General features: G+C 42.2%; 12 protein-coding genes. 7 read left to right on the forward strand and 5 right to left on the reverse strand.

Going from position 1 to position 15,486, the window contains the following annotated elements:
* The first annotated feature begins 87 nt into the window (after positions 1-87).
* Both MH215_RS17475 and MH215_RS17480 read left to right on the forward strand, forming a co-directional pair.
* Complete coding sequence (locus MH215_RS17475) at positions 88-2,415, forward strand: ABC transporter ATP-binding protein/permease (RefSeq protein WP_239291842.1); 2,328 nt, start codon at positions 88-90, stop codon at positions 2,413-2,415.
* Between the two features lie 120 nt (positions 2,416-2,535).
* Positions 2,536-4,044, forward strand: a complete 1,509-nt coding sequence (locus tag MH215_RS17480) for an alpha/beta hydrolase family protein (RefSeq protein ID WP_239291846.1) — start codon at positions 2,536-2,538, stop codon at positions 4,042-4,044.
* 82 nt (positions 4,045-4,126) lie between these two features.
* Here the strand turns inward: MH215_RS17480 and MH215_RS17485 are convergent, their stop codons facing one another.
* From MH215_RS17485 to MH215_RS17495, 3 genes are all read right to left on the reverse strand, one after another.
* Positions 4,127-4,969: an oxidoreductase gene (locus tag MH215_RS17485; RefSeq protein ID WP_239291852.1), complete on the reverse strand. Its 843-nt coding sequence runs from the start codon at positions 4,967-4,969 to the stop codon at positions 4,127-4,129.
* A 90-nt stretch (positions 4,970-5,059) separates the two neighbouring features.
* Positions 5,060-5,428: a MerR family transcriptional regulator gene (locus MH215_RS17490; RefSeq protein WP_239291853.1), complete on the reverse strand. Its 369-nt coding sequence runs from the start codon at positions 5,426-5,428 to the stop codon at positions 5,060-5,062.
* Between the two features lie 95 nt (positions 5,429-5,523).
* The gene (locus MH215_RS17495; protein ID WP_239291855.1) at positions 5,524-5,913 is read right to left on the reverse strand and encodes a winged helix-turn-helix transcriptional regulator; all 390 of its coding nucleotides are present in this window, start codon (positions 5,911-5,913) and stop codon (positions 5,524-5,526) included.
* A 165-nt stretch (positions 5,914-6,078) separates the two neighbouring features.
* Between MH215_RS17495 and MH215_RS17500 the strand changes: the two genes are divergently transcribed.
* Positions 6,079-7,038, forward strand: a complete 960-nt coding sequence (locus MH215_RS17500; protein ID WP_239291857.1) for an NAD(P)H-dependent flavin oxidoreductase — start codon at positions 6,079-6,081, stop codon at positions 7,036-7,038.
* Between the two features lie 80 nt (positions 7,039-7,118).
* On the opposite strand, the gene MH215_RS17505 is transcribed toward MH215_RS17500, so the two are convergent.
* Positions 7,119-7,913 carry a helix-turn-helix transcriptional regulator gene (locus MH215_RS17505; protein ID WP_239291859.1) on the reverse strand — a complete coding sequence of 265 codons (795 nt, stop codon included), beginning with the start codon at positions 7,911-7,913 and terminating at the stop codon, positions 7,119-7,121.
* A 219-nt stretch (positions 7,914-8,132) separates the two neighbouring features.
* Here MH215_RS17505 and MH215_RS17510 point away from each other — a divergent pair, with 219 nt between their 5' ends.
* Positions 8,133-10,373, forward strand: a complete 2,241-nt coding sequence (locus MH215_RS17510) for an AraC family transcriptional regulator (RefSeq protein WP_239291863.1) — start codon at positions 8,133-8,135, stop codon at positions 10,371-10,373.
* A gap of 141 nt (positions 10,374-10,514) precedes the next feature.
* On the opposite strand, the gene MH215_RS17515 is transcribed toward MH215_RS17510, so the two are convergent.
* Positions 10,515-11,399: a carbohydrate ABC transporter permease gene (locus MH215_RS17515; protein WP_275446193.1), complete on the reverse strand. Its 885-nt coding sequence runs from the start codon at positions 11,397-11,399 to the stop codon at positions 10,515-10,517.
* A 421-nt stretch (positions 11,400-11,820) separates the two neighbouring features.
* Between MH215_RS17515 and MH215_RS17520 the strand changes: the two genes are divergently transcribed.
* From MH215_RS17520 to MH215_RS17530, 3 genes are read left to right on the forward strand one after another with little or no spacing between them, the layout of a single operon-like run.
* Entirely contained in the window at positions 11,821-12,678 is an 858-nt protein-coding gene (locus MH215_RS17520; RefSeq protein ID WP_239292051.1) for an ABC transporter permease, read from the forward strand.
* A 45-nt stretch (positions 12,679-12,723) separates the two neighbouring features.
* Positions 12,724-14,229, forward strand: a complete 1,506-nt coding sequence (locus MH215_RS17525) for an extracellular solute-binding protein (protein WP_239291865.1) — start codon at positions 12,724-12,726, stop codon at positions 14,227-14,229.
* 33 nt (positions 14,230-14,262) lie between these two features.
* Positions 14,263-15,405, forward strand: coding sequence for a glycoside hydrolase family 88/105 protein (locus tag MH215_RS17530; RefSeq protein ID WP_239291867.1), 1,143 nt, complete (start codon positions 14,263-14,265; stop codon positions 15,403-15,405).
* Positions 15,406-15,486 lie beyond the last annotated feature (81 nt).

Below are 15,486 nucleotides of genomic sequence, written 5' to 3' on the forward strand. Positions count from 1 at the left end.
TATTTTCAGTTTATTTGAATCAGCTATATTACTTTAAGAGCCAAGAGCAACACATATTGATTTGAATCAAATCTGGAGGAACTTACGATGAAGCTTAAACTATTGGATATTAAAAAAACGTATACGAGCGGTGAACATGTTACAGCCGTAAAAGGAGTAACGGTTGGTTTCCGTCAACATGAACTAGTTTCTATACTCGGGCCGTCGGGCTGCGGTAAAACTTCGCTGTTGAATATGATTGGTGGGTTAGATCAATATGAGAGCGGAGATCTATTGATTAATGGAATTTCCACCACAAAGTATAAAGAACAGGATTGGGATGCTTATCGTAACCATTCTATCGGTTTTGTATTTCAGAGTTATAACTTGATTGGACACCAAACCATATTACAGAATGTCGAAATCGCGATGACACTATCTGGTGTTAAGCCAGCTGAGAGGAAAAGAAGAGCCAAACAAGCATTAAGCGAGGTAGGACTCTCGAAACATATAAAGAAAAAGCCAAATCAATTGTCCGGAGGACAGATGCAGCGGGTTGCTATTGCGAGAGCATTGGTGAATAACCCTGATATTATTCTGGCAGATGAACCAACAGGCGCACTAGACAGTCATACCAGTGATCAGATCATGGATATTCTCAAAGCCGTTTCTGAAACAAGACTTGTGATCATGGTGACACATAACGCTGAGCAAGCAGATACGTATTCAGACCGTATTATCCGCATGTTAGACGGGCAGATCGTATCTGACAGTGATCCGTTGCATGAAGATGTATTCATAGAAGAAACAACTCCTAAAGCGGACAAGATTAAAATAAGCAAAACATCCATGTCCATGCAAAGTGCACTGATGTTATCCTTTCGGAATCTATTGACCAAAAGAGGTAGAACACTTACGACCGCTTTTGCAGGTAGTATCGGTATTATAGGCGTAGCACTGGTTCTGGCACTTTCTAATGGTTTGTCAACTTATCTGGATTCCATGCAATCAAGTACGTTAAGTGGACTGCCGATTAACATTACAGCTGGCACTGTCGAAGGCACAGGGGAAAGCTCTAGCACAACTACCAACTTATCAGAATATCCAACTCAAAATGTAATATATCCTTTTCGCTCGGATGCAGACAATCAGAAACATACGAACAAGATCACAGATCCATTTCTAAACTACATTGAAGAAATGAAGACAGATTTGCCTAACTCGGTTTCGAATATAACGTTTAATTACGGGCTGCATCTGAACCTTTTGGCGAAAGGGCAAGACACCGTGGTTGATTTCAACAAAGCAGGTGACTTTAACGGAAAATCGTATTGGCAGCAACTTCCGGAAAATCAAGACTTGATTCTATCTCAGTATGATCTGATCGGGGAAGGAAGCCAATTACCTACTCAGATGAATGAAGTAGCCTTAGTGGTAGATAAGTATAACCGACTGGAGAAGGACTTCTTTGAGAAAATAGGGATCTCAGATGTGAAATCAAATTATTCACTGACTGATTTTATCGGAAAGACTGTTCTTAAGGTCATCCCGAACAATCTTTTTTACACGAGAAAGAGTAATGACTTGTTTGTAGCTGCTGCACCGGATGATTACAGCAAATTGTACAATAATCCCTCGGGAACCAGCCTCAAAATAACGGGGATTCTGAGACCGAAAGATGAGGCTAATGGCAGTCTTCTAAATGAAGGGTTTGCTTATTCTTCCAAATTAACAAAAGCGATGCTTGAGGATTCTCAACAAAGTACTATTGCTAAGACACAGGCAAAATCTGATCTCGATGTGCTCAGCAGTACTCCTTTTGTAGATGAGAAAGCAAGAGAACGAGCGGAGATATTACTTGGTGTAATGACGAAGCCAATCGGCATCGACATATTCCCTAAAGATTTCGAAGGGAAAGAACAGATTAAAGGTTATCTGGATCAATATAACGATGAAAGATCGGACACAGATAAAATAATTTACTCGGATTTTGCGGAAGGCATTACCTCTATAACTAAAAAGCTATTGGATGGGATTACCTATGTATTAACAGGCTTTGCGGGGATATCATTATTTGTATCAACGGTTATGATTGGCATTATTACGTATGTTTCTGTCATTGAACGCACTAAAGAGATCGGAATTCTTCGTAGTGTAGGTGCTCGCAAGCGAGATATATCAAGGGTGTTTAACGCAGAAACCATCATTGTTGGACTAGCAGCAGGAATGCTGGGAGTAGGAATCACTTATGTGATTACATATCCTGTTAATCTACTCATTCGGAAATTTGCTGACATATCTAATATCGCTAATCTGAGTCCGGTTCATGCGATATACCTCATTTTGGGGAGTACACTGCTAACCCTTATAGCTGGCGTATTTCCATCCCGAATGGCCGCGGCTAAAGATCCGGTTGAAGCATTACGTAATGAATAACTTGCGTGTGGGAATTGAGCGCTAATATGTGGGGAGGGATGGATATTGAAAATTATTAAAATTAGCCTGTTCGTCCTCGGACTATTCAGATGAACCGATCAGAGTATAAGGAGAATGTAAATGAAGAATTTGATTAAAATAATAGGCATATGTATATTGATCATCGTTCTTTTAATCGTGGGACTTAGAGTGAAAAATATGTTGTTTCCTTCAAAAGTGGATAGCAGTGAATTGGATATAGAAAAGATATTTGCACAACAAACGCAGTCAGAAGAAGAACTTCCTCCTCTAGAAAATATAGAGCAAAGAAACGTGGATATCAATTATATCAACAAAAATAAGACAGTAGACACTAGACCAATCCGGCTATACATTCCGAAAACTTCAGAGCAACCAATGCCTGTCATCTATATTCCTCACTATGAGATGACCGAGAATGCAGTAGAATTACGCAAGTACTTGGCTGAAGGGTGGATGGTTGCTTCACCAACGAACTTTGATAATAAGTACAACGGACAGCTAACGGATGATGATTTAGTTTTTAATAATGCCGCGTTATATACGATTCGTCATATGAAAGAAGTCGATCCTCAAAGAATCGCCCTGGTCGGAGGCAGCGCAGGTGGATATACGACACTTATGCTTAATGCATTACAGATGGGTATAAATGCTTCGATCGCGAATTCACCAATTGCTAATGTATACTTTAATTTTTATCAGTACTTTCAAGAGGGAAACAAAGTAAACGATAATATGGGTTGGGTCATGGTTAAAGGTATTTTCAAAATGATAACTGCCGGAGATGGCGGTGAAAAGGCAATGTTGCAAGAAATGATGGATTTGCCAATTCCATTTTTAGGTATGGTGTCTGGTATGTTTGAGCCGATATTATCCAATTTCCCTGACGCAAATGATGTTGCTAAATGGGAAGCATTTTCCCCAGTGGCCTTAGCAAATCATTTTAGTAGTCCCATAGTAATCAATCATGTTACATCTGATGTTTTGGTTCCGGTCGATCAGATCTCTAGACAATTCACTTATGAAGAAAACGGAAGTTCAATGCCAGACGGATTTTCAACAAGACTGGACAGCAACAATCCGGGAGTTCTCGGACGTTCTTTGGAAGAAGAACTACCTACAGTTCTAACAAGAACGGAACATATTATAATTACTGACCCGGATCAAGACAGTGTGCTTCCATATGACAGTAAGAAACCGTTCAATCTCAATATCTACGACGATGGAACTGTCGAATCATACGGGAGTCACCGTGCTACATCCGGAACAGGGATTATTGATGATATTCCGTACCTTACAGATATGTTCGCCCGAAGCTTAGCAGAAACTGAAATGCTTACCCCTGAAAAGCTATTTCTTCTTATGGATCGTTATGAGGGGAAAAGCGTACAACTACCTGCTCGAGAAGGAGTTGATGATCATGTATATGGCTCCCTTGTTATTTATCAACAGGAAGTCGTGGAGCAATTGTCTCTGTGGGTACAAAGTCATTCAATAGATGAATTAGAGCATTTTATTTTGGAATCCATTGCAAATATCAAGGATACCGTGTTAAAAAAACAGTATACAGACACATGGAAAGAGTTAAAGGGAAAAGTATTAAGTATGTAAATTAGATATGGCAGCTTCCTGTTCAGATTTTCACAGGAAGCTGCTATTTTATATTGTTTTGTGAGCAAATAAAGGATCAAAACTAGGATTTATAATCTGCGTTTATCGTTGTTTCTTTCCATTCTTCTATGCTCGTAAGTATATTGTTGAATTTATAAGTTGCTGCATCATAGGCTTGTTGTCCAAGCAATAGACGAAGAGGAGGTTCTGTAGTCTCCACAATTTTAATAACGGCTTCAGCAGCCTTTGCAGGATCTCCAGCCTCTTGACCAGCCCCTAGCTGAATACCCTGCAACATTTGTCCGACAATGGATTCTTTAAGCTCGGGTATGCTTGTCTCTGTCTTGGCAGAAGAGCGGCCGCCCCAATCTGTGCGGAAGCTACTTGGCTCCATTAAGGTCACATGAATATTGAAGGGAGCTAATTCTTGTGAGAGACTCTCAGATATGCCCTCAACGGCGTATTTCGTAGCATGATAATACCCGAGAGTTGGGAAGGAAGTTAGGCCGCCAATGGAAGAGAAGTTTATAATGTGGCCGCTTTTTTGGGAACGCATGTGAGGAAGTACAGCATTCGTAACATGCATGAGTCCCCAGAAGTTAATCTCGAACATTTTACGTGTTTCTTCCTCTACGCTTTCCTCGACAGAACTGAAATAGCCGATACCTGCATTGTTTACGAGTACATCAATGCGATTAAACTTCTCTATTGTACGGTCAATCGCATTACGGATCTGCTCCGAATTAGTAACGTCGAGTGGGAGAGCAAGCACATGATCTTCATGCCCCGTTGTAAGATCGGTTATCTGATCAACATTACGGGCAGTTACTACGACCTTATATCCTGCATCAATCGCTTGCTCCGCGATGTGTCGACCAAATCCTGTTGAACATCCTGTGATAAACCACACTTTTTGTTCTGACAATATAATCACTCCTTCAAGTTAATAATCACACTTTACATCTTAAAGTTAACTTGAAGTCAATACTGATTTTAAATACTTCATTTCAGTAGACTATTTCATTTTCTTATACATCAAAACATCATAGATCGCTATTTTGCGTATGATCTTCTCCAGATGGAATTGCGTCTGAGCTACGGTACGTTCAACCTTGGCTTTATGCATAAGCAAAAATTGTTTTCTATCATCCAGGGAAGGGTCTCCTTGTCGAATCAGCACCGTGTATGCCTTAATATCTTCAATAGACATTCCCGTATCTTTCAGAGCGATAACCAGCTCCAGCCACTCTAAGACTTCGTTCGAATATTCTCTTCGACCTGAAGCATTTCGTTCAACATGAGGTAAGATGCCTTCTTGCTCATAATAGCGGAGGGTGGAGGGTCGTAAACCTGTAATTTTCTCAATTTCACTAATACTATACATGCTAAACGATCCTTTCGTAGTTAAAGTTAACTTGAGGTGATTGTACCCGTATTCTGAACTGAAAGCGAATTAAGTCTCATGACTCGATATATTCATTATTGCTTCTCAGTCGGATCACTCGTATGCGTCTCTCGAATTTCCCCATGCTTCAGTCCAAACTTCTCCATCATATCTAAGATAGGCAGGAAATCACGTCCTTTTTCTGACAGAGAATACTCTACGCGTGGTGGGACTTCCGGAAATACTTCTCTTGATATGAGCCCGTTCTCTTCTAACTCTCTCAATTGTTTCGTTAAAGAGCCTTGCGGTATATCATTCAGAAATGATCTGATCTCATGAAATCGTCGTGCTTGATCTTTCAAAAACCAGATGATGAGAAACTTCCAGCGTCCTGATAGTACGTGTTGAGTGTAGGCCATCCCAAAAATCATAGGGTAATCTTCCTTAAATTCTTCATGAAATCCATCCAAACATATCCGAGTCATATATTTCTTCCTCTCACTGATCCATCTAATTATCCTATAGTACTAAAAAAGTGACTATGTTCATTATTATTGCCTACTTCTCTAATATGGAGGTCTCAACTAGTATAGAAGACATTGAGGCATTCCTCAATCAACGTATTAAACATATATAAAGGAGTTTATCCAATGAATAAGATTAATGAGTTATTAAATATAGAATATCCCATTATTTCTGCGGCTATGAACTGGGTTACTTCCGCAGCGTTTGTTGCAGCCGTTAGTAATGCTGGAGGAATGGGGGTACTGGGGCCAAATGCAGGACAAACCCTAAATCCCAATAGTTTGGAAGAGTACGCTGACAATGTACGAAACGAGATTCGTAAAGTGAAGCAATTGACAACCAAGAATTTTGCTGTGAATTATATCTTTCCGTTTGATGACAGCGGTAATAACCCGTTTACTACATTGCTTTTCAATATTTTGATTGAAGAAGAAGTGAAATATGTCGTTGCGATTGGAAGCCAGATGATTCCAAGCGAAATGGTTAAGTTAAAAAAGCACGGCATAACGGTTCTGTATCGACCGATCACACCTACAGTTGAGAACATCATGGAAGCGGAGAAACATGGCGCTGACGCTGTTATTGTCACCGGTAGCGAAGCAGGAGGGCATATTAGTCAGTACAATGTTAGTCTGTTTACCTTACTACCCCAAGTAACCGCAGCGGTTAGTATACCTGTAATCGCGGCTGGCGGTATCATTGATGGACGAGGAGCTAAGGCAGCCTTCGCGATGGGCGCTCAGGGTGTATACATGGGAACAAGATTTATAGCAACAGTTGAAAATCCAGCGAGTCGTGCAGCTAAACAAGCTATTGTCGATGTCAAAAGCCATGAAATGATTGAACTTGAAGGAGTTCATGAGCGAACAATTCCAACGCCAGGAGGAATAACAGCTCATCAGCTCATTAAGGAAGGGAAAGCTCAAGAGGCTGTTCCGTATCATAAAAACGGATATAAAGAGGCGCTCCTATTAGGGAACCTAGATCAAGGAACCATCAGCGTTTCTCCATCAGCAGGAGGAATCCAAGAGATCCTGACCTGTCAGGAAGTTATAGACGAAATTGTAAACCATATTAATTATTGATAGAGTCATTAATCATTGATTATTTCCACCTTAAAAGCCAGAGAGCCATTGTAATCAATGGTACTCTGGTTGTTGTTCATTCATTTTAGATAATTACTCACATTGTTCTTAAAATCTCGCGGTGTCATGCCGTAAATAGCCTGGAACACCCGATTAAACGTACGCTGGCTATCGAATCCTGCATTTATCCATACGGTTGTCAGAGACGCATCTGTTGTACGAATTAACATGGAAGCATACTCTACCCGAAGCATTGATAGATAGTTTCGCAGATTCATCTTGAATCGCTTGGAGAAGATGCGAGAAATATAATATTTACTGACGTTAAACTCGGAGGCAAGAGTGTCTAAGGTGATGGGCTCAGTGAAATGTGTTGCTAAATATTCCATCAGCTTCTTAGATAAATCCTGCACGGGAAGTTGCTGTACTTGTTCAAATTCAATTTCGCGTAATAGATGCGCGATGATGATGTGAGTCCAACCAAGCTTAATAGCATAATCATCATCCCGCTTCACTTTCTCAAAAGCGATAACAACATCTTCATGAACATTTGGGTTAGAGATAATGGGATTCTTAGGATGGAAGCGAGTCAGATCAGGAAACAGACCACCTAAGAGCTTGGGATGGACAATAATCAACACCTCGCTCGTAGAGGAAAGTCCAGTTGTTTGGTAACGGTGAACCATTTCAGGGAATATCATTGCTGCATCACCTTCTTGCAAATCATACGTTTGATCATTCACTTCAATCCGTTGAGACCCCGAAATGACATATAGAATTTCAAGATAACCATGCATATGTGGAGGGAAAGAAATCTCCTTCAAGTTCCGAATAACCGATAATTCATCCTTACGAATCTCATAAAAAGGCAACATCTATCTTAACCTCCAGTGCAATTTTTGGCTAGTTTTAAATTCTTTATGTCTATATTCTTGTTCAATGCCATGATAAACTTCTAGTGTGACGAGATCTACAACGGCTCGAAATTTTTATAGTACGGTAAAATGCAAGCGATTACATCGTTGCTGTGAAGGATTTCATGAGAAATGGAATTAGATCTGATGGATCAATTCAATCAAATGGAGGAGCCGGACATGCGAAAGAGTAAAACGTTTACGAATATCTTTGTCTCGATCCTACTCCTTAGCATCGGGCTCGTTGTAGGTTTTGGAAGTTATATCTATGTTTCAACTACAAAATCTGTAATAGCACGTGTAAGCGAAGGACACCAAAGCTTAATTTTGCAGGTGAGAAATACACTGGAACAAAAAATTCAAACCATTGAATATGCATTTGCCACGTACAGTGCGACGCCATCGTTTCGTAAGGTCATTAACAGTCCATTAAGCGGCCAAGATTATGAAGCTTACCGAGAACTCAATTCCCAGTTAGGTTATATAGCGACGATGGGGCTTGATGGCGTACAGTATTCGCTTGTAAGTCTGAAGCAGAATTGGAGCCTGTCTAACGGTTCGTTATCACGAATTACAGATGAAGAGAAACAACAGATGCAAGCCTTATTCGCTGACCCTGAAGGCAATAACCTCTATTGGACGAAAACAAAGGAAGGTCTTCGATTGCTGCATGCTTTACCGATGTATTCGAAGGACAAAGAAGCCATCGCAATGTCAGACATCTCTTTGCGAACACTAAATCAATCCCTACAGACGCAATCCGATGCTCCGATCTACATTCTGAACAAACAGGGTGAATTGCTCTATGCAGCTTTAACCGAACAAAGCTCTATATCCGCTGAGCAAATGAGCTTAATCAGCAAACAAATCGTTAATGAGCCTCCTTCGGGAAAGATTACAATTCCTGCTGCATCGGGTGATTCAATCATGGGCTTGTATGCCCGCTCTACTTATAATGGATGGACTTATATCACCATTCCGAATCAAAAAGAAGTTAGCCAAGCTCTATCATCGACCCGTATGGGTTTAATTGTAATGGGTGCCGTCATTATGGCTCTGATGATCATTCTTGCATACATTATAGCTTTACGTCTTGCCAAACCCGTTCTTCAAATTCAGCATAGTCTTGGCGGACGTGCTGAGAGAACGGTCAGGGATGAGGTTGGTTGGATCATTCAGTCGATCCATTCTATTGTTTCAGAGAAACAACATCTTGAACAGCTTATCCATCTTGAAAAACCTAAACTTGAAACTCAATTCGTTCTAAATGTACTACAGAATAGGTTAACCAGGGAAGAGATCCATAGCTATCTCGAACGATTCGCGTATACGAAGATGCACAACGAGAAATATGCGACCATGTTGATTCAGATTGACCGTCCCGGGAAAGGACCGCTGGCTGATAAAGATACACTGCTGTTGGCCGTTAATCAGTTAGTGCAGGAGATCATTCCCCCTTCACAACGGATGTTACCCGTCGTGTTGAATGAACGGACACAAGCAACGATATTATCCTTTACTTCCAGTTCTTCCGACAATCGAGAAGTGATGATGCACTATGCCAAAAGGGTTATCCAATTGTCACGAGAGTATTGGTCTGCATCAGTCAGCGTAGGCTTTAGTGGTCTGTATGAAGACCTTATGAATACACGAGAAGCTTGTGATATGAGTCTTGAAGCATTGTACCAGCGCCTTAAGCTGGGTAAAGAGTCGGTTATTTTCTATGAGGATATCTTACGGGTTGGCAGCGGGCCTACCTTGCTCCATTACCCTACTGAACTGGAGAGCAGGTTGTTCGATGCCATCCGTCTTGGAGACAGAGATGAGGTGACGCGCACGTTATACCCGCTGTTAGCGGATATGATGAAGCATAGCCTTAATCCAATGAATCTGGAAATCACATTGATTCGCTTTGTGAACAATTTGATTCAGTTGGAGCAACTCATTGGTACGCACGTGTTGCTTACACAGAGTAACGGCACATTGTATCATCGACTGCTGCACACGTTGAATCCGGAAGAAGTTGAACACATTCTTGTTCACGAGGTCATCTATCCTATGGTAGATAGTATGCAGGAAAGAGCGAGCCAACAATTTCGCACACTTGCAGATCGTATGGCGTCTATTGTACGCACGGAATACGATCAGGACTTGTCATTGGAATCCATAAGTGAACGATTGCATTATACGCCGAACTATCTAAGTAGCATTTTCCGTAAAGAATACAATATGACCTTTAGCGAGTACTTAATGAATATCAGACTAGATGTAGCAAGGAAATGGTTGGTGGACACGAACATGCCCATCAAAGATATAGCCGAACGACTGGGATATCAGAATTCCCAAAACTTTATACGTACTTTTCGGAAAAAAGAGAACCTCACCCCTGGTGCATATCGAAGGTTGCGGATGGATAGCTGAGCAGGTTCGCTTATCTCATCGTTATGCAATAATCCTTCATCACGTTTGGTTCTCGAAGCCATTTCTTACTCCATTCCATATAAGTGTAAATCCCCTCAGGTTGATCCCGAGGGGTTTGTTATTTTCAATATGTGCCTCAGCTCAACCTTTCACTGAACCAAGTAAAGCCCCTTTGGTAAAGTGCTTCTGTACGAAAGGATACGCGAGCAGCATCGGTACAGTAGCTACAACGATAACACTCATCTTAATGGTCTGAGATGGAGGGACGATGTCTACTACCGAGCTGTTGCCATCCATGCCACTGGAGACAATGACGATCTGGCGGAGCAATACTTGCAGCGGCCACATCGTGGACTCGTTGAGGTACAGGATCGCATTCATATACGTGTTCCAATAGGATACACCATAGAACAGGGATAAAGTAGCGATGGATGGTAAAGCCAGTGGAATCATAATCTGAAGCAAAATGCGAAAGTCGTTGGCACCATCAATTTTGGCTGATTCCTCTAGACTATCCGGTAGCGCTTGGAAGAAATTGCGCATGATGATCAGATTGAATGCATTGATCGCGGTAGGGATGATCATGGACCAGTACGAGTCGATTAATCCAACGGCTTTTACCACTAGGAAGGTAGGGATCATCCCCCCGCTGAACAACATCGAGAAGACGACTAAGAAATTGATAAAGTTCCGTCCCAAGAGATATCTTCTGGATAATCCGTAAGCCATAAGCGCCGTTAGCGTCATACTGACAACGGTTCCTGCCAGCGTGATGAAGATGGATACACCGAGTCCTTTAAAGATGGTAGGTGTAGAGAAGATGTAACGATAAGCATCAAGTGAGAAGGAGGTCGGAAACAGAATAAACTTCTTCTGCACAATCTCCTGTGTGGAAGCGAAGGAACTGGCAACGACGTTTACGAAAGGTAATAGGCAGGCCAGAGAGAAAAGAAGCAAGAACGTATAATTCATTACATTGAATATGACGCCACCGAGTTGTTCCTTTTTAACATTGTGTTTGGACATTTTGATATGTTCCTCCTTGTTAAGTAGTGGTGCTCCCTTACCATAACAAGCGAAGCATATTACGTACATAATCCTGACCTACTGACTTGAAATGGAACGTTGTAGTGATGCAAAAGCATTGAAATTCCATGATAATCCATAGTACCAAAAATAATCATGAACTACGATCTACACCTGTTAATCTGGCCTCAAGCTGCGCTGGACGGGGAATCCTTCAACTACAATAGCTAATGATTATGTACGGAATCGCTTACATCTCATATGCTTAGGAAGCATTCAACTACACAATCCCAAACAAGGAGGTCAGCAAGCAGTGAGAGAATCTGAGCCCTCAGTCGTTTCGTTGCAACACAAAGCATATGGGAAGACAGGATTAGGTCATTATTTGAGAACCGCTGCATCCAACAAGCTTCTTTATTTAATGATTCTTCCCGGCTTTATATACTTTGTGATCTTCAAGTATTTTCCGATGGGTGGACTTATTATTTCATTTCAGGATTATCAGCCGTATCTAGGGATTAGAGATAGTCCATGGGTGGGATTCAAACATTTTGTCCGTCTGTTTACGGAACCAACCTTCGCCATGCTACTTAGCAATACATTGATCTTGTTCGCGCTTGAATTAGTGATCTTCTTCCCGATTCCGATTATCCTTGCGCTCATGATGAATGAAGTGCGGCACAGATTATTTCGAAATTCCATCCAAACGATCGTGTACATCCCACATTTCATGTCATGGGTGATTATCGTCTCCATTACGTACGTGTTTCTTAGTGTGGATGGGGGCGTCGTCAATGAAATTATAGCTGCATTGGGTGGTAGCAAGATCAGTTTCTTAACCTCACCTGAGTGGCTTCGTCCGATGTACATTTTGCAGATTATATGGAAGGAAGCCGGTTGGTCAACGATCATCTACCTCGCAGCCATTACCGTTGTAGATACCCAGCTCTATGAAGCTGCCGAGATGGACGGTGCGTCAAGATTGCGCAAAATGTGGCATGTAACTTTACCCGCCATTCGCCCGGTCATTATTACGTTGTTGATTCTCAAAATCGGAAACACGCTGGAACTTGGCTTTGAACATATGTACTTGTTACTGAATTCGCTTAACCGGGAGGTAGGTGAGATATTTGATACGTATATCTTCACGGCAGGTTTGAAGAACGGACAATTGAGCTTTAGTACAACGGTTGGATTGTTCAAAGGTCTGGTAGGTCTGATACTGGTTATGTTCGCTAATCGTCTCGCCAAAAAATTAGGAGAAGACGGCGTGTACTAGTAGCTATCCAGAATGACGATAAATTGGTGAAAAGGGGATTGAACGATGAGATATAGAACTTTCAAATTGTTAGCGCTTACGTTAAGCGGAGCCTTACTGTTATCTGCCTGTACGGGAGGAAGTGGGGATTCAGGAACCAATGCTGATGGCAAAACAACGATTAGTTGGTTGAATATCATGCATACCGCTTCACCACCTACGGATACCGTACTTAACAAAATCGAGGAGATTACGGATGTGGATATACAGTTTTCTTGGATTCCGGATGCTTCTAAAGAAGAACGGCTTAATACTTCCCTTGCTTCCGGTTCTCTCGCTGACATCGTATCCTTGACCATTCTGGAGAATTCTTCAGTTCGCAATGCGCTCAAAGCAGGCGTCTTCTGGGAGGTTGGGCCGTATCTCGACGAATTCCCGAACCTGAAAGGCATATCTCAGGATATGCGTAATTCGGCATCCATTGAAGGAAAGTTATATGGTATTCCGATGCAGAAGCAGGTAGCGCGCAATGGTGTTATTTTACGTAAAGACTGGCTCGACAAGGTTGGATTGCCTGTACCCAAAACAACGACAGAACTCATGGAAGTAGCAAAAGCATTTACAGAACAAGATCCTGATGGCAATGGCGTGAAAGATACAACCGGTTTCATTGATCGCAGTGATTTGGTATTTGGTGCGTTTAAGACCCTGGGATCTTACTTTGGTACGCCAAGTGGTTGGGCGATTAGTGAGGATGGCAAAGTGACACCTGAGTTTGAGTCCGAAGGTTACATTCAGGCGATGGATTATATGAAAGAGCTGTACACCAATGGATACATTAATCAGGATTTTGCAGTAACAGCCAAGAAGGATCAGCAGGAAGGCTTCGCACAGGGCAAGGCAGGGATCTATGTGGGAGCTCTATTTGATAGCAAGGGGCTGTTCAATCTTGCCCAAGGAGTCCAAGATGACATGGAGCTTGTCATGGTCAATGATATTACATCCACAGGCAATGAAAGTGATCGAGCTATATGGTCGACATCCAATGGCGTAGGTGGGTTACTTGCTTTTCCTAAATCGGAGGTCAAGGACGAAGCTGAATTGAAACGTGTTCTGAAGTTTATGGATGATCTGATGAGTGAAGAGGTATTTACCTTGATGACATATGGAATCAAAGATGTGCACTATAGCCTCGACGAGAACAATGGTGCCACAATTATTGATACCAAGTTGTGGGAGCAAGAGGTACAGCCATTTTCATCCTCCCGCCCTAACGAGAACGGGTATGCCATTGTGGATGCTGACCCACTCCGTATTGAATCGACACGGTTAATTGAAGAAAATACAACCTTTGCCGTGCTGAACCCAGTGTACTCACTGGAATCACCAACGTTCTCAGAACAAGGCTCTGAGTTGCAGAAGATCATCACGGATGCAACATACAAGTATATCCTGGGCAAGATGGATCGTGCCGGTTTCCAAAATGCTATTGATACTTGGAGAAAATCAGGTGGAGACAAAATCATTACCGAATACGAGGCAGCTCATCAAACCGTTTTAAACAATAAATAAACAGCAAATACGTGCGGAGGAGGAGATCTACAGATGCTTGAGACGAAATCTGCTAAAGATCTATGGGCAGCCAAAACAGCCGCATCCATCATGGAGCGAACCCCTAAGCTGTATGAAGAGAACGGACATCACGGCAAGTGGTCTTATGATTATGGAGTAGTGCTAAAAGGATTTGAACGGTTATGGCAAGCGACTGGTGATGAGCAATATGCACAATACATCCAGCATAATATGGATTATTTTATTCAAGATGATGGGTCGATTCGGGGATACCGGATGGAAGAACATAATATTGATCATTTGAATAACGGCAAGCTGATGTTCGGCCTGTATGACAGGACAGGGAAAATAAAGTATAAGCTTGCGGCAGGTCTGTTACGTGAACAACTTGCGACTCACCCGCGCACGTCTGAGGGAGCTTTCTGGCACAAGCAAGTATATCCCTATCAGATCTGGTTGGACGGTCTCTATATGGGATCGCCGTTCTATCTGGAATACTTGCTTCGTTGGGAGCCCGAAGAGGACTTGTTGAACGATGTGACCAAACAATTTATACTGTGTGCCCATCATACCCGAGACGATGCTACAGGATTGCTATATCATGCTTGGGATGAACAACGCGCTCAGCCTTGGAGCCATCCGGTAACAGGACAATCACCTAACTTTTGGGGCAGATCTATCGGCTGGTTTGTTATGGCTTTAGTGGATGTTCTGGAGTTATTACCAAGCCATCATCCCGATTATCGCAAGTTGGTTGATATCTTCACAGATACGATGACTGCGCTGCGCGCTTATCAGGATACAGCTAGCGGGGTATGGTATCAGGTAGTGAATGAGGGAGATCGCAAAGGTAATTATCTGGAAGCTTCAGCATCCAGCATGATCGTCTACGCCATGGCAAAAGGGATTCGGCTAGGATGGTTACCACGGGAATGGGAACTGATATTGAATCATGCTTATGCAGGATTAATCTCTGAATTCGTATTGGAAACCAATCAGGGTTGGGTGAATCTCTACAAAAACTGCCAGGTTGCAGGGCTCGGTGGAGATGCAAGGCGTGACGGAAGTTACGCGTATTATATAAGTGAACCGATTATAACGAATGATCAAAAAGGCATGGGAGCTTTCTTGCTCGCATGTACCGAATACGAGTACATGCTGCATGCCAAAGTTTAAAGACCTATGACGAGACCCGTTGGATCGGAAACCTAGAACGTGATCGCAGGAAGAGTACGGACAGGTTTCGGATGACAGCGG

It is taken from the genome of Paenibacillus sp. ACRSA (assembly GCF_022346845.1).
Lineage (GTDB): Bacteria > Bacillota > Bacilli > Paenibacillales > Paenibacillaceae > Paenibacillus.

What these genes read in the sequence shown, in the direction of transcription:
- MH215_RS17505 (WP_239291859.1), bottom strand. Translation starts at nt 7,913, where the DNA reads ATGTTGCCTTTTTATGAGATTCGTAAGGATGAATTATCGGTTATTCGG.
- MH215_RS17500 (WP_239291857.1), top strand. Translation starts at nt 6,079, where the DNA reads ATGAATAAGATTAATGAGTTATTAAATATAGAATATCCCATTATTTCT.
- MH215_RS17530 (WP_239291867.1), top strand. Translation starts at nt 14,263, where the DNA reads ATGCTTGAGACGAAATCTGCTAAAGATCTATGGGCAGCCAAAACAGCC.
- MH215_RS17520 (WP_239292051.1), top strand. Translation starts at nt 11,821, where the DNA reads ATGATTCTTCCCGGCTTTATATACTTTGTGATCTTCAAGTATTTTCCG.
- MH215_RS17475 (WP_239291842.1), top strand. Translation starts at nt 88, where the DNA reads ATGAAGCTTAAACTATTGGATATTAAAAAAACGTATACGAGCGGTGAA.
- MH215_RS17525 (WP_239291865.1), top strand. Translation starts at nt 12,724, where the DNA reads ATGAGATATAGAACTTTCAAATTGTTAGCGCTTACGTTAAGCGGAGCC.
- MH215_RS17515 (WP_275446193.1), bottom strand. Translation starts at nt 11,399, where the DNA reads ATGTCCAAACACAATGTTAAAAAGGAACAACTCGGTGGCGTCATATTC.
- MH215_RS17495 (WP_239291855.1), bottom strand. Translation starts at nt 5,913, where the DNA reads ATGACTCGGATATGTTTGGATGGATTTCATGAAGAATTTAAGGAAGAT.
- MH215_RS17490 (WP_239291853.1), bottom strand. Translation starts at nt 5,428, where the DNA reads ATGTATAGTATTAGTGAAATTGAGAAAATTACAGGTTTACGACCCTCC.
- MH215_RS17480 (WP_239291846.1), top strand. Translation starts at nt 2,536, where the DNA reads ATGAAGAATTTGATTAAAATAATAGGCATATGTATATTGATCATCGTT.
- MH215_RS17510 (WP_239291863.1), top strand. Translation starts at nt 8,133, where the DNA reads ATGCGAAAGAGTAAAACGTTTACGAATATCTTTGTCTCGATCCTACTC.